The sequence below is a fragment of the Butyricicoccus pullicaecorum genome, assembly GCF_002160355.1.
GTDB classification, from domain to species: domain Bacteria; phylum Bacillota; class Clostridia; order Oscillospirales; family Butyricicoccaceae; genus Butyricicoccus; species Butyricicoccus pullicaecorum.
In genome coordinates, this window is the sequence record NZ_NFKK01000005.1 from 118,577 (window position 1) to 142,138 (window position 23,562).

The 23,562-nt window shown below is 57.8% G+C and carries 21 protein-coding genes and 1 riboswitch; of the genes, 18 read left to right on the plus strand and 3 right to left on the minus strand.

The features are described from left to right. Window positions 1-160 precede the first annotated feature (160 nt). Both B5F17_RS06315 and B5F17_RS06320 read left to right on the plus strand, forming a co-directional pair. Window positions 161-1,132, plus strand: a complete 972-nt coding sequence (locus tag B5F17_RS06315; protein ID WP_087372015.1) for a carbohydrate kinase family protein — start codon at window positions 161-163, stop codon at window positions 1,130-1,132. Next, window positions 1,129-1,944, plus strand: a complete 816-nt coding sequence (locus tag B5F17_RS06320; protein ID WP_087372018.1) for a Cof-type HAD-IIB family hydrolase — start codon at window positions 1,129-1,131, stop codon at window positions 1,942-1,944. The genes B5F17_RS06315 and B5F17_RS06320 overlap by 4 nt, the downstream gene beginning before the upstream one ends. Before the next feature lie 46 nt (window positions 1,945-1,990). Here B5F17_RS06320 and B5F17_RS06325 read toward each other — a convergent pair whose 3' ends face one another. Beyond that, window positions 1,991-2,662: a YoaK family protein gene (locus B5F17_RS06325; RefSeq protein ID WP_016146919.1), complete on the minus strand. Its 672-nt coding sequence runs from the start codon at window positions 2,660-2,662 to the stop codon at window positions 1,991-1,993. A gap of 363 nt (window positions 2,663-3,025) precedes the next feature. On the opposite strand from B5F17_RS06325, the gene nrdJ reads away from it, so the two are divergent. The 3 genes from nrdJ to B5F17_RS06340 all read left to right on the plus strand — a co-directional run bounded on the left by nrdJ (window position 3,026) and on the right by B5F17_RS06340 (window position 6,650). Next, window positions 3,026-5,380: a ribonucleoside-triphosphate reductase, adenosylcobalamin-dependent gene (gene nrdJ, locus B5F17_RS06330; protein ID WP_087372021.1), complete on the plus strand. Its 2,355-nt coding sequence runs from the start codon at window positions 3,026-3,028 to the stop codon at window positions 5,378-5,380. Between the two features lie 128 nt (window positions 5,381-5,508). Then, window positions 5,509-6,078: a chromate transporter gene (locus B5F17_RS06335; protein WP_164470502.1), complete on the plus strand. Its 570-nt coding sequence runs from the start codon at window positions 5,509-5,511 to the stop codon at window positions 6,076-6,078. Beyond that, complete coding sequence (locus B5F17_RS06340) at window positions 6,075-6,650, plus strand: chromate transporter (RefSeq protein ID WP_087372026.1); 576 nt, start codon at window positions 6,075-6,077, stop codon at window positions 6,648-6,650. Before B5F17_RS06335 ends, B5F17_RS06340 begins: the two co-directional genes overlap by 4 nt. A gap of 186 nt (window positions 6,651-6,836) precedes the next feature. Here the strand turns inward: B5F17_RS06340 and B5F17_RS15280 are convergent, their stop codons facing one another. Then, on the minus strand, window positions 6,837-7,757 hold the full coding sequence (locus B5F17_RS15280) for a GNAT family N-acetyltransferase (RefSeq protein ID WP_330396592.1): 921 nt from the start codon (window positions 7,755-7,757) through the stop codon (window positions 6,837-6,839). A gap of 201 nt (window positions 7,758-7,958) precedes the next feature. Further along, window positions 7,959-8,040: riboswitch (Fluoride riboswitch) on the plus strand. Window positions 8,041-8,092: 52 nt separating this feature from the next. Between B5F17_RS15280 and B5F17_RS06350 the strand changes: the two genes are divergently transcribed. Then, window positions 8,093-9,274: a cation:proton antiporter gene (locus B5F17_RS06350; RefSeq protein WP_087372030.1), complete on the plus strand. Its 1,182-nt coding sequence runs from the start codon at window positions 8,093-8,095 to the stop codon at window positions 9,272-9,274. A gap of 356 nt (window positions 9,275-9,630) precedes the next feature. Here the strand turns inward: B5F17_RS06350 and B5F17_RS06355 are convergent, their stop codons facing one another. Beyond that, complete coding sequence (locus B5F17_RS06355) at window positions 9,631-10,941, minus strand: alpha-amylase family glycosyl hydrolase (RefSeq protein WP_087372032.1); 1,311 nt, start codon at window positions 10,939-10,941, stop codon at window positions 9,631-9,633. A 285-nt stretch (window positions 10,942-11,226) separates the two neighbouring features. Here B5F17_RS06355 and rplS point away from each other — a divergent pair, with 285 nt between their 5' ends. The 12 genes from rplS to lon all read left to right on the plus strand — a co-directional run bounded on the left by rplS (window position 11,227) and on the right by lon (window position 23,551). Further along, window positions 11,227-11,568 carry a 50S ribosomal protein L19 gene (gene rplS, locus B5F17_RS06360; RefSeq protein ID WP_016146911.1) on the plus strand — a complete coding sequence of 114 codons (342 nt, stop codon included), beginning with the start codon at window positions 11,227-11,229 and terminating at the stop codon, window positions 11,566-11,568. 239 nt (window positions 11,569-11,807) lie between these two features. Next, a complete protein-coding gene (gene lepB / locus B5F17_RS06365; RefSeq protein WP_087372035.1) occupies window positions 11,808-12,386 on the plus strand; it encodes a signal peptidase I in 579 nt (192 codons plus the stop codon). Between the two features lie 25 nt (window positions 12,387-12,411). After that, window positions 12,412-13,290, plus strand: coding sequence for a ribosome biogenesis GTPase YlqF (ylqF, locus tag B5F17_RS06370; protein WP_016146909.1), 879 nt, complete (start codon window positions 12,412-12,414; stop codon window positions 13,288-13,290). Next, complete coding sequence (locus B5F17_RS06375; RefSeq protein ID WP_242968716.1) at window positions 13,265-13,918, plus strand: ribonuclease HII; 654 nt, start codon at window positions 13,265-13,267, stop codon at window positions 13,916-13,918. The genes ylqF and B5F17_RS06375 overlap by 26 nt, the downstream gene beginning before the upstream one ends. Then, window positions 13,915-14,265 (plus strand): YraN family protein, encoded by a 351-nt coding sequence (locus tag B5F17_RS06380; protein WP_087372156.1) that lies wholly within the window; start codon window positions 13,915-13,917, stop codon window positions 14,263-14,265. Before B5F17_RS06375 ends, B5F17_RS06380 begins: the two co-directional genes overlap by 4 nt. Before the next feature lie 13 nt (window positions 14,266-14,278). Continuing rightward, the gene (locus B5F17_RS06385; RefSeq protein ID WP_162608104.1) at window positions 14,279-15,247 is read left to right on the plus strand and encodes a dipeptidase; all 969 of its coding nucleotides are present in this window, start codon (window positions 14,279-14,281) and stop codon (window positions 15,245-15,247) included. A gap of 26 nt (window positions 15,248-15,273) precedes the next feature. Further along, window positions 15,274-16,761, plus strand: a complete 1,488-nt coding sequence (gene thrC / locus B5F17_RS06390; protein WP_087372043.1) for a threonine synthase — start codon at window positions 15,274-15,276, stop codon at window positions 16,759-16,761. 9 nt (window positions 16,762-16,770) lie between these two features. Then, a complete protein-coding gene (locus B5F17_RS06395; RefSeq protein ID WP_087372046.1) occupies window positions 16,771-17,472 on the plus strand; it encodes a metallophosphoesterase in 702 nt (233 codons plus the stop codon). A 72-nt stretch (window positions 17,473-17,544) separates the two neighbouring features. Then, a complete protein-coding gene (tig, locus tag B5F17_RS06400) occupies window positions 17,545-18,873 on the plus strand; it encodes a trigger factor (RefSeq protein WP_087372048.1) in 1,329 nt (442 codons plus the stop codon). Between the two features lie 89 nt (window positions 18,874-18,962). Then, complete coding sequence (gene clpP, locus B5F17_RS06405) at window positions 18,963-19,547, plus strand: ATP-dependent Clp endopeptidase proteolytic subunit ClpP (RefSeq protein WP_016146902.1); 585 nt, start codon at window positions 18,963-18,965, stop codon at window positions 19,545-19,547. A gap of 87 nt (window positions 19,548-19,634) precedes the next feature. Beyond that, window positions 19,635-20,906 (plus strand): ATP-dependent Clp protease ATP-binding subunit ClpX, encoded by a 1,272-nt coding sequence (gene clpX / locus B5F17_RS06410; protein WP_016146901.1) that lies wholly within the window; start codon window positions 19,635-19,637, stop codon window positions 20,904-20,906. Window positions 20,907-21,115: 209 nt separating this feature from the next. Beyond that, a complete protein-coding gene (lon, locus tag B5F17_RS06415) occupies window positions 21,116-23,551 on the plus strand; it encodes an endopeptidase La (protein ID WP_087372051.1) in 2,436 nt (811 codons plus the stop codon). The last annotated feature ends 11 nt before the right edge of the window (window positions 23,552-23,562 follow it).

Below are 23,562 nucleotides of genomic sequence, written 5' to 3' on the forward strand. Positions count from 1 at the left end.
GCGACCCATTGGGCACATCGTCAAAGCGAACAAAAAACCCGGACGAGCCGTTGACGCGGCTCGTCTTTGCATTCTATAATAAGACCGTATACAAGGAGCAAGTAACCTGCGGTCTGCCGGCGTGCGGCGCGCAGAAAGAATGAAAGGGAGGAACCTTCAGATGTTTGATGTAACAGCACTGGGCGAAGTGCTCATTGATTTTACTGAGTGTGGACATAATCCCGACACCGGTATGGCGCTGTTTGAGCGCAATCCGGGCGGTGCACCGGCCAATGTTGCCGCGGCGGTCAGCCGTCTGGCAGGCCGTGCCGCGTTTATCGGCAAGGTGGGCGAGGATATGCACGGCGCATACCTCAAGAAGACGCTGGACGAGATTGGCGTAGATACGAGCGGCGTGAGCGTGGATGCAGGCGCATTCACCACGCTGGCATTTGTATCGCTCGAGCCGTCGGGTGAGCGCGTGTTCTCGTTTGCCCGTAAGCCGGGTGCAGATACCTGCCTGACTGCGGAGGACATTCCGACCGAGCTTCTGACCGGCAGCCGTATCCTGCATTTTGGTTCGCTGTCTCTGACCAACGAGCCGGCACACAGCGCGACGCTGTATGCAGTTGCAATGGCCAAGAAGTCTGGTGCAATCATCTCTTATGACCCCAACGACCGTCCGCTGCTGTGGGACAGCCGCGAGCGTGCGCGCAAGGTCATGCGCTCGGTGCTGCCGCAGGTTGATGTTATCAAGATTTCCGACGAGGAGACCGAGCTTCTGACCGGTGCAGCCGATCCGGAAGAGGCTTCCCGCCGCCTGATCGAACAGGGCATCGGCTGCGTGGTTGTCACGCTGGGTGCAAAGGGTGCGCTGGTGCGCACGGCGGCACAGGCCGAGCAGTCCGAGATCGTTCCGGGCTTTGCCTCCAAGGTTGCCGACACGACCGGCGCAGGCGACTCCTTCTGGGGCAGCTTCCTGTACCAGATCGCACAGAGCGGCAAGCGTCCGGGCAAGCTGACCCTAGCAGAGGCGGCACAGTTTGCACGCTTTGGCAACGCAGTTGCGTCTCTGTGCGTAGAAAAGCGCGGTGCAATCCCGGCGATGCCCGATATGGACACCGTTCGTGCACGTCTGGAGGGCCGAGCATGAAGCTGATCGCAGTAGATTTGGACGGTACCCTGCTCAACCACGACAAGGAAATTCTGGAGGGCAGCCGCAAGGCCATTGCCAAGGCAACTGAGGCCGGCATTCGTGTGGTTGTCGCGAGCGGGCGCAGCAATCTGGAAGCACAGGGCTTTGTCAAGGATACCGCGTGCGACCGCTGGCTGATCTGCTCGAACGGTGCGGTGATCGTCGACCGCATGACCGGCGAGCGCCATAAGGTCTGGCAGATTCCGCGTGAAACAGCAGCCGAGACTGTACGCCGCGGTGAGGAATGCGGCTTGCGGATGTTCCTGTACGTGGACGACGAGATTTGGATGACCAACGATACTTATGAGCAGATTTTCTCTAAGATGCGCGGTTTTCAAGTGCCGGGCAGCATGCTGCACCTGACCGATGATCTGGTCGGGGATGTCGCATCCTGTGGGGGTGTCGTCACCAAGCTCATGGGTTGGAGCATGGACGCGGACAAGAAGCGCCGTGCAAAGGAGTGGATGAGCGAACTGCCCGGACTGACCTTCACAAGCTCTGGCCCGGATAACTTCGAGATCATGGCCGAGGGTGCTGGTAAGGGCGAGGCCATTCGCTGGCTGGCACAGGAGCTGGGCATTTCGATGGACGAGACCGCGGCAATCGGTGACTCGGACAACGATCTGAACATGCTGCACGCCGTGCGCCACCCGATTGCGATGGGCAACGCCTCCGATCATGTCAAGGAGCAGGTAGAGTTTGTAACCGGAACCTGCAACACCGATGGCATTGAACGTGCGATTGCCTGGGTCATGGAACAGGACGCATAAAACCGAACATATAACAAAACGCTCCCAATCGGGAGCGTTTTTTCTGTCAGTCGATATGAACGGGGTCGGGTTCGTGGGCGAACATGAGCAAAAAGCCAATGAGCTGCAATCCGGCTGCAATCCAGATGGCGCGCTCACCGATGCGCTGAGTGAGCACAGCGCCGATGGCGGCGCCCACGGCAAAGACCGCGATGACGAAGTAATAGTGCATGCTTTTGCGCTTGAGTTCGGGGTCACCGGTCGTGTGGTAACCGCACAGCAGCGAGGCAGCCGAGCGCATATTGCCGATGCACATGGTGGTCGCGCAGGGCAGTCCGCGGAACTTGCGGAAAGCGTTGACCTGCATGGCACAGGCGAAGGATAACAGGACGTTGGCCGCGACGCTCAGCGACTGGGGCAGCAGTCCGGCAATGACGAGCAGCACGATTTCCGCGAGCAGGATGGTCTGCCGCCAGTGGATGCGCGTGCTGTTCTGATAGCGTCTGCACACCAGTTCGGCCAGATACACACCCAGCATGAAGGCCAAAAGCGGGAAGAGGTAGTGCAGCGCACGCCCAGGGTGACCGGTTGCGAGGTTTTGACCGAGCAGGACGATGTTGCCGGTCTGGGCGTTGGCGAATACCTGGCCGCGGCAGTTGTACGAGTAGGCGTCCTGAAATCCGCCTGCAAGCGTCAGAAAGACCGCGAGCGTGAGCGAATCGGACATCTGTTTTTTCATGGGGGGTCACATCCTTATACGAGACAAACGGGGTTATTTTTACCGAGTCCTATTATACGCAGGTCGCCCTGCCCGCGCAAGTGCCGCAGAAGGGACAAAGAAGGATGTCAGAATGGCCAAAACGGGGGAGAATCAGCTGGAAAGCATAGGGAATGTGTGGGAAACAGGAAATAGATACCATATCTAGCGGTTACAAATTCACTTGGGTGTTGACGGGATGATAGGAATTTGAGCTGTTTTCGACCGGAATTTCGTATGCTTTTGCCCTTTCGCTCGGGCGCAAAAACGCTTACAATAGAGAAAGCTTATTGACGCCCCTGCCTGCTGCGGGGCGTTTTGAATGTCTGGAAGGAGCCCGAAAACGTGAGAGTAAAGTATGTAAAAAAACGTACGGGTAAAGTTGTACCCTATGACGGCCGCTTTATCGAGCGCGCCATCCGACTGGCCGCGGTATCGGCTGGAAACTATGAGGAGTCGGTGGTAACCGATGCCATCGCACACATTGAAAAGCACCTTGCCGATCAGCCGGACGAGATCATCCAGATCGAGGCCGTACAGGATCTGGTAGAGCGTGCCCTGTTTGAAGCCGGACGATTTGACGTAGCAAAGGCATACATTCTGTACCGCATGGACAAGGAAAAGAGCCGCGGTCTGTATGAGCACCGCGACGGCCTGCTGCGCAAGGAGTTTTTGAGCCCCTTCAAGCACGCGCCCGGCCCCATGCAGCAGCTGGGCTCGTTCGTCTACTCGCGTACTTATTCGCGTTACCTGTCCCACCTCGGACGCCGTGAGTTCTGGTGGGAGACCGTGCGCCGTGCGGTTGAGTATAACTGCTCGCTGGCCAAGACCAGCCGCGAGGAGGCCGAGGCGCTGTACCGCAACATCTATGAGATGAAGCAGTTCCTGTCCGGCCGTACCCTGTGGGTAGGTGAGACCCGCGTCGGTGAACAGTACCCGATGGCAAACTATAACTGCGCCTTTGAGGTCATCGACAACTTCCACGCATACCACGACCTGTTCTATTTGCTCATGGTCGGCTCGGGTGTCGGCGTGCGTGTGCTCAAGTCGGACGCAGCCAAGCTGCCGCGCGTGCGCACCAACTTAAAGCTGCTGCACGAGATGTATCAGGAAGTGCCCAAGAACGAGCGTCTGGAGTACACCAACCTCACGTTCTCGGGCGATACCGCTTACATCACCATCGGCGACTCCAAGGAGGGCTGGGCACAGGCACTCGACGCGTACTTTAACCTGCTCTACAACAACGAGTACAACAAGATCGGTCATATCGTGGTCAATTACAGCAATATCCGTCCCAAGGGCGAAAAGCTCAAAGTGTTCGGCGGTACGGCATCGGGCTACCAGTCCATGATGCGCATGATCGATAAGATTCACAAGATCATCGGTCAGGCCGGTGCGCGTGACGGTAAGACCCGCACCCAGCTCCAGCCCATCGACCTGCTGGATATCGCCAATATCATCGGTGAGAACGTGGTTTCGGGCGGCGTGCGCCGTACCTCGGAGATTGGCCTCATCGATCAGGACGACCCGACCTGCATCCAGGCAAAGAGCAACCTGTACAAGCAGGTTGGTGACCGCTGGGAGATCGACAAGTCGATCGCGCACCGTCAGATGAGCAACAACTCGATTTTCTATACCCATAAGCCCACCCGTGAACAGCTGCACTGGCACTTGCAGCAGATGCGCTACTCGGGCGAGCCGGGCTGGGTCAACCAGGAGGCAGGCGCAAAGCGCCGTCCGAACTTCAACGGCGTCAACCCCTGCGGCGAGATTCTGCTGGACAACCACGGCCTGTGCAACCTGACGACGGTCAACGTCATGGCCTTCGTTCAGCCCGACGGCACCCTTGACCGTGCAGGCCTGCTGGAAGCACAGCGCCTGTCCGCACGTGCAGGCTACCGTATGACCTGCCGTGAGCTGGAAATTCACGAGTGGAACGCTGTACAGCAGCGCGACAAGCTGCTGGGCTGCTCGCTGACCGGCTGGCAGGACATGGTGAACGCAACCGGCATGGAGCGCGAAGAGGAAGCCGAGCTGCTGGCCGAGCTGCGCAAGACCGCACACGAGGCGGCACGCAAGTACGCCGACGCGCTGGGCATGGCTGAGCCGCTGCTCGTGACCACGGTTAAGCCCGAGGGTACGCTGTCGCTGCTGCCCACCGTATCGAGCGGTGTGCACTACTCGCACGCACCCTACTACGTGCGCCGCGTGCGCATCTCGGCGGAAGATCCGCTGTGCAAGGTGTGCGAGGAGCTGGGCTACCCAGTATTCCCCGAGGTCGGCCAGACCGCCGAGGACTGCCGCACCAAGGTCGTCGAGTTCCCGGTTAAGGCACCGGCTGGCCGCGTCAAGGCCGACGTTTCGGCCATCGAACAGCTGGAAAACTACAAGATGTTCATGACCCATTACGTCGATCACAACTGCTCGATCACCATTCACGTCCGTCAGAACGAGTGGGACGCAGTTGAGGAGTGGGTTTGGAAGAACTGGGACGATATTGTTGCCCTGTCCTTCCTGAGCCTGGACGACAATTTCTACGAGCTGATGCCCTACGAGGAGATCAGCCGCGAGGAGTACGAGCAGCGCCGTGCGGCGATGAAGCCGTTTAACCCGTCGCTCATCTCCAAGTATGAGAAGGAAGAAACCGAGCTGGATATCGGCGCAACCGAATGCGTCGGCGGTGTCTGCCCGGTACGATAACACAGACAGACCGGGAAGGGGGACGTTACCCCATCCCGGTTTTTGTTTGAGATCTGTTTACAATGCCGGGGGAGCGGTGTATGCTAAAAAGGGGTGTCGGCTCGCCGCGCACCCGGAAGGGGGAACCTATGCAAAAGAAAAATTGCTATCTGACACTGTTTCTTTCAACCCTCAAGCTGAGCGCGTTTACGTTCGGCGGGGGTTATGTCATTGTTCCGCTGATGCGGCGGCGTTTTGTAGAGGGTTTGCACTGGATTGATGAAAACGAGATGATCGATCTCATCGCGATTGCCCAGTCGTCACCCGGCCCGATCGCGGTCAATGCGTCGATTATCATCGGCTATCGCGTGGCCGGTGTGCTGGGTGCACTGTGCACCATTCTGGGCACCGTTCTGCCGCCGCTTGTTATCCTGTCGCTGGTCTCGCTGGTGTATGCCGCTTTCCGCGATAACGCCATCGTCAATGTGGTCATGGGCTGTATGCAGGCAGGCGTGGCCGCGGTCATCTGTGACGTGGTCATCTCCATGGCACAGGGCATTTTGAAACTCAAAAAAGCCCTTCCGATCATCGTGATGGTGCTGGCGTTTGTCGGTCAGGCGGTCTTTCACCTCAATGTCATCCTTATCATCGTGCTTTGCGGCCTGATTGGCGCGATCAATACGCTGCAAATGCGCAAAAAAGGAGGACAGGACACATGATTTACGCCCAGCTCTTATGGAGTTTCATTCAGATTGGCCTGTTCAGCATCGGCGGCGGTTATGCATCCCTGCCGCTCATCGAGCATCAGGTTGTAGACGTGCACGGCTGGCTCACACCCTTGCAGCTGACCGATATCATCACCATTTCCCAGATGACACCCGGTCCCATCGCGTTAAACGCCGCAACCTTTGTCGGCACACGCGTCGGCGGACTGCCCGGGGCACTGGTCGCAACCTTCGGCTGTGTCCTGCCCTCGTGCATCATCGTGCTGGCACTTGCCTGGGTCTATACCAAGTATAAAAACCTCGGCATCCTGCGCGGTATTCTGGACGGCCTGCGTCCGGCAGTCGTCGCACTCATTGCATCTGCCGGTTTGACCATCTTGATTTCTGCCTTTTTCACTTCGGGCACGTTTTCTGCGAATCTGTCCGATGTGAACGGCGTAAATGTTGTGATTTTCGCCGTGTGCCTGATTGTCTTGCGGAAATGGAAACCAGACCCGATTTTGGTCATGGTAGGTTCGGGCGTGCTCGGCGGCCTCGCCGTCTTTGCCTTGCAATATTTGAGCTGATTCCCGCCCGCAGGCGAAATGAAGCTTTCGCTCAAGCCTTTCTCGAAAGGCTTGCGGGTTCTCAGGGCAGCGCCCTGAGTCGCTCTCCGCAGAGAGCGAAATCCCCTCTGGATTCCCGGTGCCCGACCCGGGAATCCACCGAAACATACCAAAAAGGTCATGCCGCGTCGGCATGACCTTCTTTTTTTATTCCGTATCCTTCTTCAAATACAACAGCGGGAACGGCTGTCCCATCTCGTCGAGCGGTGACCGACGATATACTACAAATCCAGCATGCGTGTAGAATGCGCGGGTCTTGGGATTCTGCTCATTGACACAAACCTCGCGGACACCGTAAACCTCACACACAAAGTTCAGCAGACGTGTTCCAAGCCCCTGGCCCAGATGGTCGGGATGGAGGAATAACATTTCCAGCTTGTCGCCACTCACCCCAGCAAAACCGATCGGCTGACCGTTCGTGCCCTGTACTGCAATCAGCACGGGCACATTGCGCAGCGCGTCGGGAACATACTGCGCAATCTGGTCGATCTCGCGTGCAGTCAGGAAGGTGTGCGTGGCTGTCACCGACGCTCTCCATACTGCGGTCAGTGCGTCAATGAGCGCAGGGGTGCGCTGGTCGGGTGTTGTGACCGAGAAATCAGCAGGCGGTGCAGATAGCAGCTCATGAACGGCGTCAAGCGGAATGTCCATACGGGCGGCAATCTGCGTTTCCGTCATGCCAGCATTACGAAAACGTCGTGCAACGGCGGTCAGACGCTCGCCGACCTCGATGATGTGCTGGTCAGGGTCGTGAAAGCGGATGACGCGCTGACCCCAGCTGTGTTCGATGATCGGGTGCACCAGCGCTACCCCGTGCGCTTGCAGCCGCTCGGCCAATGCGTCTAAATCATCGGTTTCAAAGTAGAGTTCGCTTGCGTTGTGTCCGAGCGTGACCGCGTCGGTACGCAGGAAAGACTTCCAAGTGTCCATCGTTTGCAGAGAGATGCGGCCGTCAAGGGTGATGTTTGCGCCGAAATCGGCGGTAACGGTCATACCAAGCACGTCGCAGTAGAAACTGCGTGCACGTGCCAAATCGGTGACCGAGAGCAGGGTGCAGATATATTCCATAACTTAAAAGCTCCGATTGTAAAAACGTTGCTTTCAGCATAGCATACAAACCGGATTGATACAATGCCTGCTTTTGTAAAATTATGAAAAACGCGAGATTTCGTATAAATAACTAGAAAACAGGAGAAAATAAGACCGAAAATCACCAAATTGAAGATCGAAAAAACAGGGATTGACAGACAGGCGTGCGCGTGCTATGATAACAGCCGAGGGAATGAATGTCTCCCGCGGCCTTTGCGCCGAAACCGCTTGAATGACGAGAGCTGATGACTTCTGCAACGATTTTTGCAGGAGTTGTCAGCTCTTTTTGTCTGTGTAAGGAGGAAAAAAGAACTATGTTATGGAGTTTGGCACTGGTTTTTCTGGGCGGATTGCTCGCCGGAGAGGTTTTTAGGCGATTGCGCCTGCCGCCGCTATTGGGTATGCTGCTCGTCGGCATTGCCTTCGGCCCCTATGCGCTGGGATTGCTCGACGATAGCCTGCTGGCCATCTCGGCTGACCTGCGCAAGGTTGCGCTCATCATCATCCTGACCCGCGCCGGTCTGAGTCTGGACATTGGCGATCTGCGCAAGGTTGGCCGTTCGGCGGTGCTGCTGTGTTTTGTGCCTGCAACCTTTGAGATCGTTGGTACGGTCATCTTGGCACCGCGCCTGCTGGGCGTGAGCGTGCTCGAGGCTGCGATTATCGGCTCGGTCATCGCGGCAGTCTCCCCGGCAGTTGTTGTACCGCGTATGCTGCGCCTGATGGATGAAGGGTACGGCTCCGGGCAGGGCATTCCGCAGATGATTCTGGCGGGTGCGTCGGTCGATGACGTGTATGTTATCGTGCTGTTCTCGTCCTTTACCAGCCTCGCAGCGGGCGGTACGCTGTCGCCGCTTGATTTCGTCCGCATCCCGACTTCACTGGTGCTCGGCATTGCAGCCGGTGTGCTGTGTGGTCTGGCGCTGGCGTGGTGGTTCTCTCATGTGCACATGCGCGACAGCATCAAGGTCGTCATTTTCCTGGCGCTGTCCTTTGTACTGGTCACCATCGAAGATCACTGCACGGGTATCATCGGTTTCTCTGGTTTGCTGGCCGTTATGAGCATGGGCATCATGTTGGGACAGCGTATTCCGGTCGTGTCCAAGCGGCTGTCTGCCAAGTATGACCGCCTTTGGGTCGGTGCAGAGCTGCTGCTGTTCGTATTGGTCGGTGCGATGGTCAATATTACATACGTTGCGTATGCCGGCGTTGCAGCCATTCTGCTGATTCTGGGCGCAATGGTATTCCGTATGGCAGGCGTATTTTCCAGCGTGGTTGGTACCAAACTCAATGGCAAGGAACGCGCATTCTGTATGTTGGCGTATACGCCTAAGGCAACCGTGCAGGCAGCCATCGGCGGTGTACCGCTGGCAATGGGACTTGCATGCGGTGAGACCGTGCTGACCGTCGCTGTTCTGGCGATCTTGATCACCGCACCGTTTGGCGCGATTGCGATTGATTGTACGTATAAGAAGTGGTTGCAAAGAGCGGTATAAGCACCGCACCCCTAATTGAAGTTTGGATCAAACCTTTTCAAAGGTTTGCGGGTTCTCAGGGCAGAGCCCTGAGCCGGACTCCGCAGAGTCCGGAACTCTCTTTTGATTCCGGTCTTTGACCGGAATCAACCAAAAAAGAATAAAAAAAGCGCGTCCGCAGACGCGCAATTCTCTGGAAAGACCGTCCGAAAGGGACGGTCTTTCCTATTTTGTTTGTTTGAGTTGATTCCCGGGGCGGACACCGGGAATCAATGGGGCGTTTCGAGCCTGCGGGCTCGACCAGGTTCCACCTGGACGGGCTCAAGGGACGCAGTCCCTTGAGAATCCCGAGCTGGGCTGCGGTGCTGGACGTTAGATCAGTGCTCGGTCTTCCAGAACGCGACCGAATACGGCGGGAGTTCTGAGCCGCCGCCGAAGTCGTGCAGCTGACCGGTGATCAAATCCACTGCCTGACCCGAACGCGCGTCAAAGTGTGCGGTGTACGGCTCACTGTCGGCATTGATGGCAACCAGAACGCGCTCACCCTCGGCTTCACGCTCCCAGACGCACTGTTTATTGGTCAGAACCAGCTGCTTAAAGCTGCCGTAGCACAGTGCCTTGGACTGTTTATGTGCCTTTGCCAGTTTGGTGATCCATTCGGTCAGCTCGTTTTCGATCGGTGCGTCGAAGGACGGACGCAGAGCATCGTCCCCCTGTTCCTTTTTGCCTTCTGCGCCCCATTCACTACCATAATAGATGCAGGGGATGCCGGGCATACCGAACAGCATACCGTAGAGCAGCGGCAGGTGCTTGGGATTGGTCAGGATGGAGGCAGCACGGGTCACGTCGTGGTTATCGACAAAGGCTAACAGATGCTTACCTTTATATAAGGTCCAATTTTCCGGGCCGAACTGACGGAGCAGGGAATGGGTGATCTCAAAGAGATTCATGGAGTTGAGCGAGGAGTACAGACCCTTGTAGCACTCGTAGTTGGTGCACGAGTGCAGCATACCCTCGCCAACGCGCTGGTTGTAGTCACCGTGCAGCAGCTCGCCGATCAGGAAGAAGTCGGGCTTGAGCGTATCGCAGAACGCACGCAGCTGGCGGAGGAATTCGGGCGGCAGGCAGTAGGCAACATCCAGACGCAGGCCGTCGATGTCGAACTGCTGGGCCCAGCCGCGGATACAGTCAAAGATATGGTTTACGACCTCGGGGTTTTGCAGGTTGAGCTTGACCAGCTCGTAATGACCTTCCCAGCCCTCGTACCAGAATCCATCATTATAATTGGAGTTGCCGTCGAAGCTGATGTGGAACCAATCCTTGTACGGAGAGTTCCATTTGTTCTGCTGGACATCCTGGAACGCCCAGAAGCCGCGTCCAACGTGGTTGAACACGCCGTCGAGAACAACGCGGATGCCGTTGCGGTGCAGGCAGGCGCAAACGTCGGCGAAATCGGCATTGGTGCCCAGACGGCAGTCGATGCGGCGGAAATCACGGGTGTCGTAGCCGTGCGAGTCGGACTCGAAGAGGGGAGAAAAGTAGATCGCGTCTGCACCCAATGCGCGGATATGTTCGGCCCAATCGCTGACCTTGCGGATGCGGCTCTGGTATACGCCGTCATTGACGCGCGGTGCGCCGCAGAAACCAATCGGATAAATCTGATAAAATACGCTTTCGTATGCCCACATAAAACCAAGACTCCTTTTTTGCAGGGTATCAGCGGAAAGCCGCTCGTCCGGCTTCCCGGTGCTTTCAGTATATCCGATTCTGTGCCTTTTGTACAGAGTGCTCAGAAAAAAACCGCAAAAGCCGCGAAAAATCTCAGAGACCATACAAAAAAATGCTTGCAAACCACCGCGCGGATATGATACACTATTACAGAACGACGGACATTCCTCTGTCTACCGGCCTGAAGGATATGGCCTTAATCGAAGGATAGGCATGAATGCCCAGTATGAAAGGAAGACTGAAAGATGGATTTAGTAAAGGTTCTGTCTGAGCAGCAGCTCAAGAGCGATCTGCCCGAACTCAAGATCGGTGACACCGTAAAGGTTCATGCAAAGATCAAGGAGGGCAACCGCGAGCGTATTCAGGTATTCGAGGGCATCATCATTGCGATGAAGCACGCTGGCATCAACAAGACCGTAACCGTTCGCCGCATTTCTTACGGCGTTGGCGTTGAGAAGACCTTCCCGGTTCACTCTCCCAACATCGCGAAGTTCGAGGTTGTTCGTAACGGTAAGGTTCGCCGTGCAAAGCTGTACTACCTGCGTGGCCGCGTTGGTAAGGCTGCAAAGGTTGCAGAGAAGGTTTAATTACCAGATTGCAAACCCAAAGAGAGGAAGAGGTATCTTCCTCTCTTTTTCTTTTATCCCCATCCCACAGTCTGAAACAACCCGTCATCGCTGTCCGCGGTCAGCGGACAGAACACGCAGATTTCACACTTTTTTGCGATCTAGCACGATAAAATCGCAAGATTCAGTTGCGCGGGAACGGGTTTCGTACTATAATGAGTGCATGTGTCAATCTATCGTCTCAAGGAGGAGAGCCTAACATGAAGCAGCCAAACAGCGCACCGGTGGATACAAAAGACCAGGAAAATGACACCGGACGCTTTACAAACGGTCTGTTCGACTGGTGCGAGGCCATGATCTTTTCGCTGATCCTTGTGGTCGTGGTATTTACCTTCTTTTTCCGCCTGATTGCGGTCGATGGTACGTCCATGCTGCCCACCCTGCAGGATCACGATATGATGATCGTGAGCGATCTGGGTTATAACCCTAAGCGCGGGGACGTGATCGTGGTCAATAAGGAGACTTTCTCCATCGGCCCCATCGTCAAGCGCGTCATTGCAGTCGGCGGTGACACCGTAGATATCAACTTTGCCACCGGCGAGGTGTTCGTCAACGGCGAGGTGCTGGATGAGCCCTATATCAACGAACCGACCTACACGGCAGAGGGTATGGAATTCCCGCTGACCGTGCCCGAAGGCCAGCTGTTCCTGCTCGGTGACAACCGCAACGGTTCGAGCGACAGCCGCGACCCGCGCATCGGTCTGGTGGACGAGCGCTACGTGATCGGTCATGTACTGGCCGTCATCTTCCCGTTCAGCTCGTTCGGCGTGGTGTCGTAAGCCCCGCTTATTTTGGAGGAATCGCATGAATATACAATGGTATCCCGGCCATATGGCCAAGACCCGCCGCCAGATGCTGGAAAACCTCAAGAATATCGATCTGGTGTGCGAACTGGTGGATGCACGCATCCCGCAGGTCAGCCGAAACCCGGATATGGACGACATCGCAGGCGATAAGCCGCGTATGATTATCCTGAACCGTACCGATCTGGCCGATCCCGACGAGACCCGCCGCTGGGCGGCGTGGTATCGTGCGCAGGGCTACGCGGTTTTGGAGACCGACAGCCAGCACGGCGCGGGCACGTCCCGCTTTGCCGCTGCCGCACGCGAGCGTCTGGCCGATAAGATCGCGGTCTGGAACGAGAAGGGTCAGACCGGCCGCTCGGTGCGCGTCATGGTCGTGGGCATCCCGAACGTGGGCAAGTCCACCTTTATCAATCGTGTGCTCGGACGCAAATCGGCCAAGGCAGCCGACAAGCCGGGCGTCACACGCGGCGCACAGTGGTTCCGCGTGCAGGGCGGCATCGACCTGCTGGACACCCCGGGCATTCTGTGGCCCAAGTTCGACGACGAGCGCGTGGGCATTCTGCTCGCGGTCACAGGTGCGGTCAAGGACGACATTCTGGACATCGAGACCCTGGCGTGCAAGCTGTTCGAGCTGCTTGCTGAGCGTGCGCCGCAGGCCATTATCGACCGCTATAAACTCACCATCCCCGAGGAATCGGACTTTCTGGGCTACGACCTGCTCCAGCAGGCGGGCAGAAAGCGCGGTTTCCTGATTTCGGGCGGTGAGATCGACACCGAGCGCATGGCGCGCATCCTGCTCGACGAGTTCCGCGGCGGTGTGCTCGGACGCATTACACTGGAGACCCCGGAGGATTACGAAAATGCCCCGGAAGCGTGAGACAACGACCGTCACACAGGACTATGAGCAGGCTGCACAGGAACAGGGCTTTGGCGCTGTGTGCGGCGTGGACGAGGCCGGACGCGGCCCCCTCGCAGGGCCGGTGGTTGCGGCAGCGGTCATTTTGCCCGAGGGCTGTGTGATCGACGGCTTAAACGACTCCAAGAAGCTGACCGAGAAGCGCCGCGAAGCGCTCTACGACGAGATCTGCAAAAAGGCGCTGGCTTATGCCATCGCCTCGGTCGATCATACGGTCATCGACGAGATCAATATTTTACAGGCCACTTATCAGGCCATGACGCAGGCGATTGCCGGTCTTTCCCTCCCGGCAGACTTTGCCCTCATTGATGGCAACCGCGCCCCCGTGCTGGACATTCCCTGTCAGTGTATCGTGGGCGGCGATGCCAAGAGTGCATCCATCGCCGCGGCATCCATCCTCGCCAAGGTCACGCGTGACCGCTATATGGTCGAGATGGACGCAAAATATCCGGTCTACGGCTTTGCCGGACACAAGGGTTACGGCACCAAGGCACATACCGAAGCCATTCTGGCGCACGGGCCCAGTCCCATCCACCGCATGACCTTTTTAAAGAAGCTGTACGACAAGCACCCCGAGGCCAGACCGTGAAGCGCGGCGACTGGGGTGAGCAGGCGGCAGCCGACTACCTGACCGCGCGAGGCTACACCATCGTAACGCGCAATTATCGCACGCGCTGGGGTGAGATCGACCTCATTGTACAGGACGACCGCTATCTGGTCTTTGTCGAGGTCAAAACCCGTAAGTCGAGCGCATTCGCTGCGGCACGGGAGGCAGTCGGTGCGGCCAAACAGCATAGAATGCTGGAGACCGCGCAGATTTGGCTGTCCGAGCACCCGACCGCACTTCAGCCCCGGCTGGACGTGATCGAGGTCTATGGCTCGGAAGGTGGACCTGCGCGGCACATTGAGCACATTCCGAACGCATTTGAAGCGTAGGGGAGGGAAAAATATGCAGTTATTTGACCTGCACTGTGACACTTTGTTTGCATGCTGGGAGACCGAGCAGCACCTGCGGGAGAACACCCTGTGCGTCAGCCGGGACGAAGCCCGCAAGTACGCCATGTACACGCAGGTTTTCGCGCTGTTCTGTGGTGCCAAACCGCCTGTGCCCATGCCGGGACGGCGCATCCTAGCCGATCTGTCCATGGAAGAACGGCTGGACATCCTGCTTGCGACGGCAAAACAGGAGTTTTCGGCCAATGCCGACTGGCTCATGCTGTGCCGGGACATGGACGACTGGGCTTGGGCACGCGACCACGGACGGCACGCGGCGTTCCTGTCCATCGAGGGTGCGGAGCTTTTGGAAGCACCCGGCGCGCTGGACAAAGCATACGACGCGGGCGTGCGATTGGTGACGCTGGCGTGGAATTATCAGAACGCCTTTGCCTGCGGCGCGGCGACCGATAACGACAAGGGACTGACCGACCGCGGACGCGCACTCGTACAAGAACTGGTGAGACGGAACATGATCATCGACGTGTCCCATCTGTCCGAGGCCGGATTCTGGGACGTGTGCCTGGAAACTGAGGCACCATTTGCCGCAACGCACTCCAACAGCCGCGCATGCTGTGACCACAAACGCAACCTGACCCCGCTGCAATTTTCCGAGATCGTTCGACGCGGGGGACTGGTGGGACTCAACCTGTACAGCCCGTTTTTGCGGGAGGACGGCAAATCTGCCACGATCGACGACGTGCTGCGGCACGCAGACGATCTGCTGAGCCGGGGCGGGGAACACTGCCTTGCGCTGGGCACAGACTTTGACGGCTGTGAGGACACCCCGGAGGGGCTGCGCACGGTCGGAGACATGGAAAACCTGGCCGAAGCCATGCTGCGGCACGGATACTTAGAAAGCACGGTGAACGCGCTGTTTTACGGCAACGCGGTCACGTTTTTCACCCGGATGCTGGGTGCATAAAACCCGAACATGGAGGTTTCAAAGATATGGACTATGTAAGCAGCAGAGACAAGAAGCTGCGCGTGAGCGCGGCACAGGCCATTGCAGCCGGTATCGCACCGGGCGGCGGACTGTTCTGCCCGACCGAGTTCCCGGCACTGACCGCGGACGAGATGCAGGCGCTTCTGGGCAAGGACTACAAGGGACGTGCCGCGCACATTCTGGGCAAGTTCCTGACCGACTTTACCACAGAGGAGCTCTCCGACTTTGCCGCCAAGGCATACGCCGACGAAAAGTTCGGCGGTGCGGACACCGCACCGGTCAAGAGCCTGTCGGACGGCGTACACATGCTCGAGCTGTGGCACGGCCCGACCTGCGCGTTTAAGGATATGGCATTGCAGATGCTGCCGCACCTGCTGACCGCATCGCTGCGCAAGACCGGAGAGACCCGCACCTGCTGCATTCTGGTCGCCACCTCGGGCGACACCGGCAAGGCAGCGCTCGAAGGCTTTGCAAACGTTCCGGGCACCAAGATCATGGTTTACTACCCGGTAGACGGCGTTTCTCCCATGCAGAAGCTGCAGATGGTCACCCAGCAGGGTGACAACGTCGAGGTTGTCGCCATTCAGGGCAACTTTGACGACGCACAGTCTGCCGTCAAGCGTATCTTCACCGACGATGCGACCGCAAAGCGCATGGCCGATGCAGGCTGCATCTTCTCGTCTGCAAACTCGATCAACTGGGGCCGTCTGGCACCGCAGATCGTCTACTACGTCTCGGCGTACTGCGATCTCGTGAATGCTGGTGCGCTCAAGATGGGCGACAAGATGAACGTCTGCGTTCCGACCGGTAACTTCGGCAACATCCTCGCGGCTTACATCGCAAAGCAGATGGGTCTGCCGGTGGGCAAGCTGGTCTGCGCGTCCAACCAGAATAACGTCCTGACCGACTTCTTCCGTCAGGGCGGCGTCTACGACCGCAACCGTCCGTTCTATACCACCGACTCGCCCTCGATGGACATTTTGATTTCTTCCAATCTGGAGCGTTTACTGTTCTACGTTTCCGGGCAGAATGATGCACTGGTAGCGAAGATGATGGCCGAGCTCAACGAGACCGGCCGTTATGAGGTTCCGGCAGAGCTGCGCGCGCGCATTGCCGCGGACTTCGACGCAGGCTGCTGTGACGATGCCCAGACCGCGGACACCATCCGCCGTACCTTTGAGCGCGAGGGTTACCTGCTCGACACCCACACCGCAGTTGCCGTCAAGGTCTACGAGGACTACCGCGCACGCACGGGCGACATGACCCCGGTTGTGATCGCATCCACCGCAAGCCCGTTCAAGTTCTGCGGCCCGGTTGCCGCTGCACTGGGCAAGACGGTCGACACCGCGAGCGTCAGCCAGCTTTCCGAGCTGTCCGCGCTGACCGGCGTTGCCGCACCCGCTCCGCTCGCGGCGCTCGCAGACAAGACCCCGCGCTTTGACCGCGTGGTCGACAAGGCCGACATCCTGTCCACGCTCGACCTGCTGCTGTAAGAGGTACCGATGGCGCTTTACACCATTGCCGACCTGCATCTTGCCTGTGCGGTCGATAAACCTATGGACATTTTTGGCGGTAAGTGGCAAAATTATATGGAGAAGATCAAGAAGCACTGGAACGCGATTATCACCCCGGAGGACACGGTCGTCATTGGCGGCGACCTGTCCTGGGGTATCAGCTTCGCGCAGTCCAAGGCCGACTTCGACTATCTGCACGCACTTCCCGGCAAAAAGATCCTGCTCAAGGGCAACCACGATCTGTGGTGGAACACGGTCAAGAAGATGACCGAATTCTGCACGCAGAACGGCTACGATGACGTATCTTTCCTGCACAATAACTGCTATGTCTACGATGATGTCGCCATTTGCGGCACGCGCGGCTGGTTTTTCGAGGAGGATTTTCAGGAGAGCCACGACGAGAAGATCTTCCGCCGTGAGCTTTTGCGTCTGGAGACCTCACTCAAGGCCGGTCGGGACAGCGGCGCAAAAGAGCTGTACTGCTTTTTGCACTATCCGCCCATTTACGCGAACTTCCGCTGCGGCGAGATCATCGATCTGATGAAAAAGTACGGCGTGACCCGCTGTATTTACGGTCATCTGCACTCGGACAGCCTCAGATGGGCGGTCACCGGCCTTCACGAGGGCATTGAATTTATCTTGGTATCAGGGGATTATCTGGATTTTACGCCAGTTCTGTTAAAAAAGTGAAAAATGGACTAGTAATTTCGGATATAATCTGATAAAATAGACTGGATACAATTTTAGGAGGAATAAATTGTAATGGAACTGAAAAATGTTGAAAAGCTGGAAAAGAGCATTGTTGCTCTGACCATTGAGATTTCCGCAGAAGAGCTCGAGGCCGGCAAGGAGCAGGCATTCAAGAAGAACGGCAAGAAGATCACCGTTCCGGGCTTCCGTAAGGGCAAGGCTCCGCGCAAGGTTATCGAGAGCCTGTACGGCGACGGCGTATTCTTCGAGGATGCACTCAACATCTGCTACCCCAAGGCTTACGAGGCTGCTCTGGAAGAGTCCGGCATCAAGGCTGTTGCAGCAGCTGACGTTTCGGTTTCCGAGATGACCGACGCAGGCGCAGTTGTTCTGGTCTGCAAGGTTCCGGTTGAGCCCGAAGTTACCCTGGGCGAGTACAAGGGCCTGTCCGTTGAGAAGGAAGAGGCTAAGGTTCTGGTCGCTGACGTCAAGGCTGAGCTCGAGCGCATGGCACAGCGTCTGTCCCGCACCCAGACCGTTGAGCGCGCTGCTAAGAAGAACGACACCGTTGTTATCGACTTCGAGGGCTTCGTAGACGGCGTTGCTTTCGAGGGCGGCAAGGGCGAAGGCTACGACCTCAAGCTGGGCTCCGGCACCTTCATCCCGGGCTTTGAAGATCAGCTGATCGGCCTGAAGGCTGGCGAGGAGAAGGACGTTGTTGTAACCTTCCCCGAGGAGTACCATGCAAAGGAGCTGGCTGGCAAGGAAGCTACCTTCAAGTGCACCGTACACGAGGTTAAGGAGACCGTAACCCCGGCGATCGACGACGAGTTCGCAAAGGACGTATCCGAGAAGGCTGAGACTCTGGAAGACCTCAAGAAGGAAGTTAAGGAGCGTCTGCTGGCGCAGAAGGCTGAGACCTTCGAGCGCGACTACGAGGAAGCTCTGCTGACCGCTGTCATCGACGGCATGCAGGCTGAGATCCCGGACGCTATGTTCGAGGCACAGCTCGACAACGTAATGCAGGACTTCGGCTATCGCCTCCAGATGCAGGGCATGCAGCTCGAGCAGTACGCAAAGATGACCGGTTCCGACATGCAGCAGCTGCGCGCTATGTTCATGCCGCAGGCTGAGCGTCAGGTAAAGGTTCGTCTGGCTCTGCAGAAGATCGTTGAGCTCGAGAACCTGGACGTTACCGAGGACGAGATCGAGGCCAAGTACAAGGAGCTGGCTGAGCAGTACGGCATGGAAGTTGAGCAGATCAAGAAGGCTCTGCCGGCTGCATCCATCACTTCCGACATGAAGCTCGACAAGGCGATCGAACTGATCAAGGATACCGCAAAGCCCAAGAAGAAGACCAAGAAGAAGGCTGAGGACAAGACCGAGGAGACCGCTGAGTAAGCATAAAAGGGAGGAAGCCGTACATATCTTCCCAGAGAAATACCCATTCTAAGGGGTGCGTGGGGGATTATGGAAAGGAGTTTTCTTTTATGAGTTTAGTACCTATGGTCATCGAGCCGACCAATCGCGGCGGCGAACGCTCGTATGACATCTTTTCCCGCCTGTTAAATGACCGCATCATCATGCTGTCCGACGAGGTCAACGACACCACCGCGTCGCTCATCGTCGCACAGCTGCTCTACCTCGAGAGCCAGGACCCGGATAAGGACATCTCGTTCTATATCAATTCTCCTGGTGGTTCGGTCACCGCAGGCATGGCGATCTACGACACCATGAACTACATCAAGCCCGACGTCTCCACCATCTGCGTGGGTCTGGCGGCTTCGATGGGTGCGTTCCTGCTGTCGTCGGGCGCAAAGGGCAAGCGTTTCGCGCTGCCCAACTCCGAAATCATGATCCATCAGCCGCTCGGCGGTGCCAAGGGTCAGGCTTCGGACATCAAGATCCACGCTGACTGGATTCTGAAGACCCGTGACAAGCTCAACCGCATCCTCGCGGACAACACGGGCAAGCCGCTCGAGATCATCGAGCGCGACACCGACCGCGATAACTTCATGAGCGCGGAGGACGCCTTGGCCTACGGACTGATCGACAAGGTTTACGACAAGCGCTGAGTGAGCCCAAACTGCACCATCGGCGGGACATTTTCCCGCCGATGGTTTGCGCGTTTTTGACGCATGGCGCTTTCTATGAGGTGAATCATGGCAAATTTTGATGAAAACAAAACCGTGCGCTGCTCGTTCTGCGGTAAGCCGCAGAATAAGGTGCGCAAGCTGGTCGCCGGCCCGAACGTGTATATCTGTGATGAGTGCATCAACGTGTGTGCAAGCATTCTCGACGATGAACTGAGCATGGATTACGGCGACGATACGCCCGACGTTCAGGACGCGCCCGAAACCCTGCCCACGCCCCGTGAGCTCAAGGAAGTCCTGGATGCTTACGTCATCGGTCAGGACGAGGCAAAGGTCGCGCTGAGCGTGGCGGTGTACAACCATTATAAGCGTATTTTCCGGGGCGGCGGAGACGATGTCGAGCTGTCCAAGAGCAATATCCTGATGCTCGGCCCGTCCGGCTCGGGCAAGACCCTGCTGGCGCAGACGCTGGCAAAAACCCTGCAGGTTCCCTTCGCCATCGCGGACGCAACCACGCTCACCGAAGCGGGTTACGTCGGTGAGGACGTCGAGAATATCCTGCTCCGACTGATCCAAGCGGCTGACTTCGACGTAGAAAAGGCCGAGCGCGGCATCATTTACGTCGACGAGATCGATAAGATCGCACGTAAGTCGGAAAACCCGTCCATCACCCGAGACGTATCGGGCGAGGGCGTACAGCAGGCACTGCTCAAAATGCTCGAGGGTACGACGGCGAACGTTCCGCCGCAGGGCGGACGCAAGCACCCGCATCAGGACTTTATCCAGATCGACACCACCAACATCCTCTTCATCTGCGGCGGCGCATTCGATGGCATCGAGAAGATCATCGGCAACCGCATCGGCAAGAAGGGTATTGGCTTCGGCGCCGAGGTACAGAGCAAGAAGGACGACAAGATCGACCAGATGATCGAGAAGATCGAGCCGCACGACCTGATGAAGTTCGGCCTGATCCCCGAGCTGATCGGCCGCCTGCCGGCCATCGTCGGCCTGCATTCGCTCGACGAGGACGCGCTTGTCCGCATCCTGACCGAGCCCAAGAACGCATTGGTCAAGCAGTACCAGAAGCTGTTCGCGCTGGACGGCGTCAAGCTGGTCTTTGAGCCCGACGCACTGCGCGAGGTGGCCAAGATCGCGGTCGAGCGCAACACCGGCGCACGCGGTCTGCGCGGCGTACTCGAGGGCGTGATGACCGACATCATGTTCGAGATTCCGTCCGACAACACCATCGAAAAGGTGGTCATCACCCGCGATGTCGTGCTGGGTACGGCTGGCCCTGAGGTCATCCACCGCACGGGCGGCGAGGACGGTCAGAGCGCGTAACCACGGCAAAACCGCTTAAAATTGTCAATCGAAAGGGCACGACGACCTTCGCCGTGTCCTTTTTTGTCGATTCCGCCAATGCTTTCCGCTTGAAACTACCGCCGCGGTATACTATACTATATGATAAGAACAAATCAGGGTTCAACGACGCCGCCCGTTTCCCGGCGGCATGCAATCGAATTTTTCCCCGTTTAGGAGCGTTGAGAAGTATGAACGTGAATGATACAAACAACCAGCGGATGCTCCCCGTTCTGCCCTTGCGCGGACTGACGGCGTTCCCCGATATGCTGATCCACTTCGACGTAGGCCGTGCCATGTCCATCAAGGCGCTCGAGGCCGCGATGAAGGATGGACAGTGGATCTTCCTGACCGCGCAGAAGGATCTCAAGACCGACCGTCCGACCGCAGACGATCTGTACGAGGTCGGCACCATCTGCATCATCAAGCAGATTCTGCGTTTGCCGGGTGATAATATCCGCGTGCTGGTCGAGGGCAAGGATCGCGCCCGCGCTTTGCACTATCAGAAGAGTGAGGACGGCGGCGAATGCCTCAAGGCACAGGTCGAGGTGCTCTACGACATCCTGCCGCTCGGCGGCGAGCGCCGTGAGCAGGCACTGGTACGCACCGTGCAGAACCGCTTCGAGGAGTACGCTGCACTTGCACCTCGTCTGTCGTCCGACGTGGCGCTGACCGTCGCCGCAGGCGGCAACGCCGGCTATCTGGCCGACTACATCGCACAGAATATCCCGATCGATTTCAGCGTCAAGCAGGAAGTGCTCGAGGAACTCAACGTCAACCGCCGTTTGACCTTCCTCATCCGTCTGCTGACCGAGGAGACCGAGATTCTGCGCATCGAGGGCGACATTCAGGAGCAGATCAAGGCTGCAATCGACAAAAACCAGAAGGACTATTACCTGCGCGAGCAGATTAAGGTCATCCAGTCCGAGCTGGGTGAGCAGGACGTATCTGCCGAGGCAGAGGAGTACCGCGAGAAGATCGAAAAGCTCGGTCTGCCCGAGGAGAGCGCGAGCAAACTGCGCAAGGAGACCGAACGACTGGCCAAGATGAGCGGTTCGTCGGCAGAGGCCGGTGTCATCCGCACCTATCTTGACACCGTGCTCGAGCTGCCTTGGAAGACATCCACCCGTCCGCGTCACGATCTGGAACGCGCCCAGAAGATCCTCGACCGCGACCATTACGGTCTGGAGAAGGTCAAGGAGCGCATTCTCGAGTTCATGGCAGTTAAGACTCTGGCGCCCGACCTCAAGGGTCAGGTGCTCTGTCTGGTCGGCCCTCCGGGCGTCGGCAAGACCTCCATTGCACGCTCGATCGCAGAAGCCATGAACCGCAAGTATACCCGCATGTCGCTGGGCGGCGTGCGCGATGAGGCCGATATCCGCGGTCACAGAAAGACGTACATCGGCGCGATGCCCGGACGCATTATTGCTGCCCTGCGTCAGGCAGGCAGCCGCAATCCGCTCATCCTGCTCGACGAGATCGACAAGATGGGCAACGACTTCCGCGGCGACCCGGCTTCGGCGATGCTCGAAGTGCTGGACACCGAGCAGAACAACGCCTTCCGCGACCATTACATCGAAATTCCCTTTGACCTGTCCGACGTGCTGTTTGTCACGACGGCAAACGACCTGTCTACCGTGCCGCGCCCGCTGCTCGACCGTATGGAGGTCATCGAGCTGTCGTCCTACACGGCAGAGGAGAAGCTGCACATCGCACACGACCACCTGCTGCCCAAGCAGATCAAAAAGCACGGTCTCAAGGGTACCCAGCTGATCGTGCCCGAGGAAACCCTGTCGGCTGTCATTTCGGGTTATACCCGTGAAGCCGGCGTGCGCCGCCTTGAGCAGGTCATCGCTAAGCTGTGCCGCAAGGCGGCTAAGAAGATCGCAGACGGCTCGGCCAAGCGCGTCACCATCCATCCGGCTGACCTGGAAGCCTACCTGGGCGCACCCAAGTTCAAGGAGGATAACGTGTCCAAGGAGGACGAGGTCGGCATCGTAAACGGTCTGGCGTGGACGAGCGTGGGCGGTGAGATGCTGCAAGTCGAAGTCGCTGCCGTACCCGGTACGGGCAAGATCGAGATTACCGGCAACCTCGGCAAGGTCATGGAGGAAAGCGCAAAGGCTGCGGTCACCTTCGTCCGCTCGCGTGCCGAGATGCTGCGCATCGACCCCAATTTCTACAAGAACACCGACATCCATATCCATTTCCCCGAGGCTGCCATCCCCAAGGACGGCCCGTCTGCCGGTATCACCATGGCGACGGCTATCATCTCGGCGCTGACCGGTGCACCGGTACGCCACGAGATCGCAATGACCGGTGAGGTCACCCTGCGCGGCCGCGTCATGCCCATCGGCGGTCTGCGCGAAAAAACCATGGCGGCTTACCGTGCCGGTATTCGCACCATCATCATCCCCAAGGACAATCAGGTCGACCTCGAGGAGGTCGAGCAGGTGGTCAAGGATCACGTGCAGTTCGTGATCGCCGCCCACATGGATACGGTCATGGAGACCGCAATCGATTTCTCCCGCCGTCCGGCAGTCACCAGCCGCCGCGACGAGACTACACAGGAAACCCAAATGCCGCTGTCTGCACCCGGTTCCACCCGAACCACCCTGCGGCAGTAAGAGACAGAGAG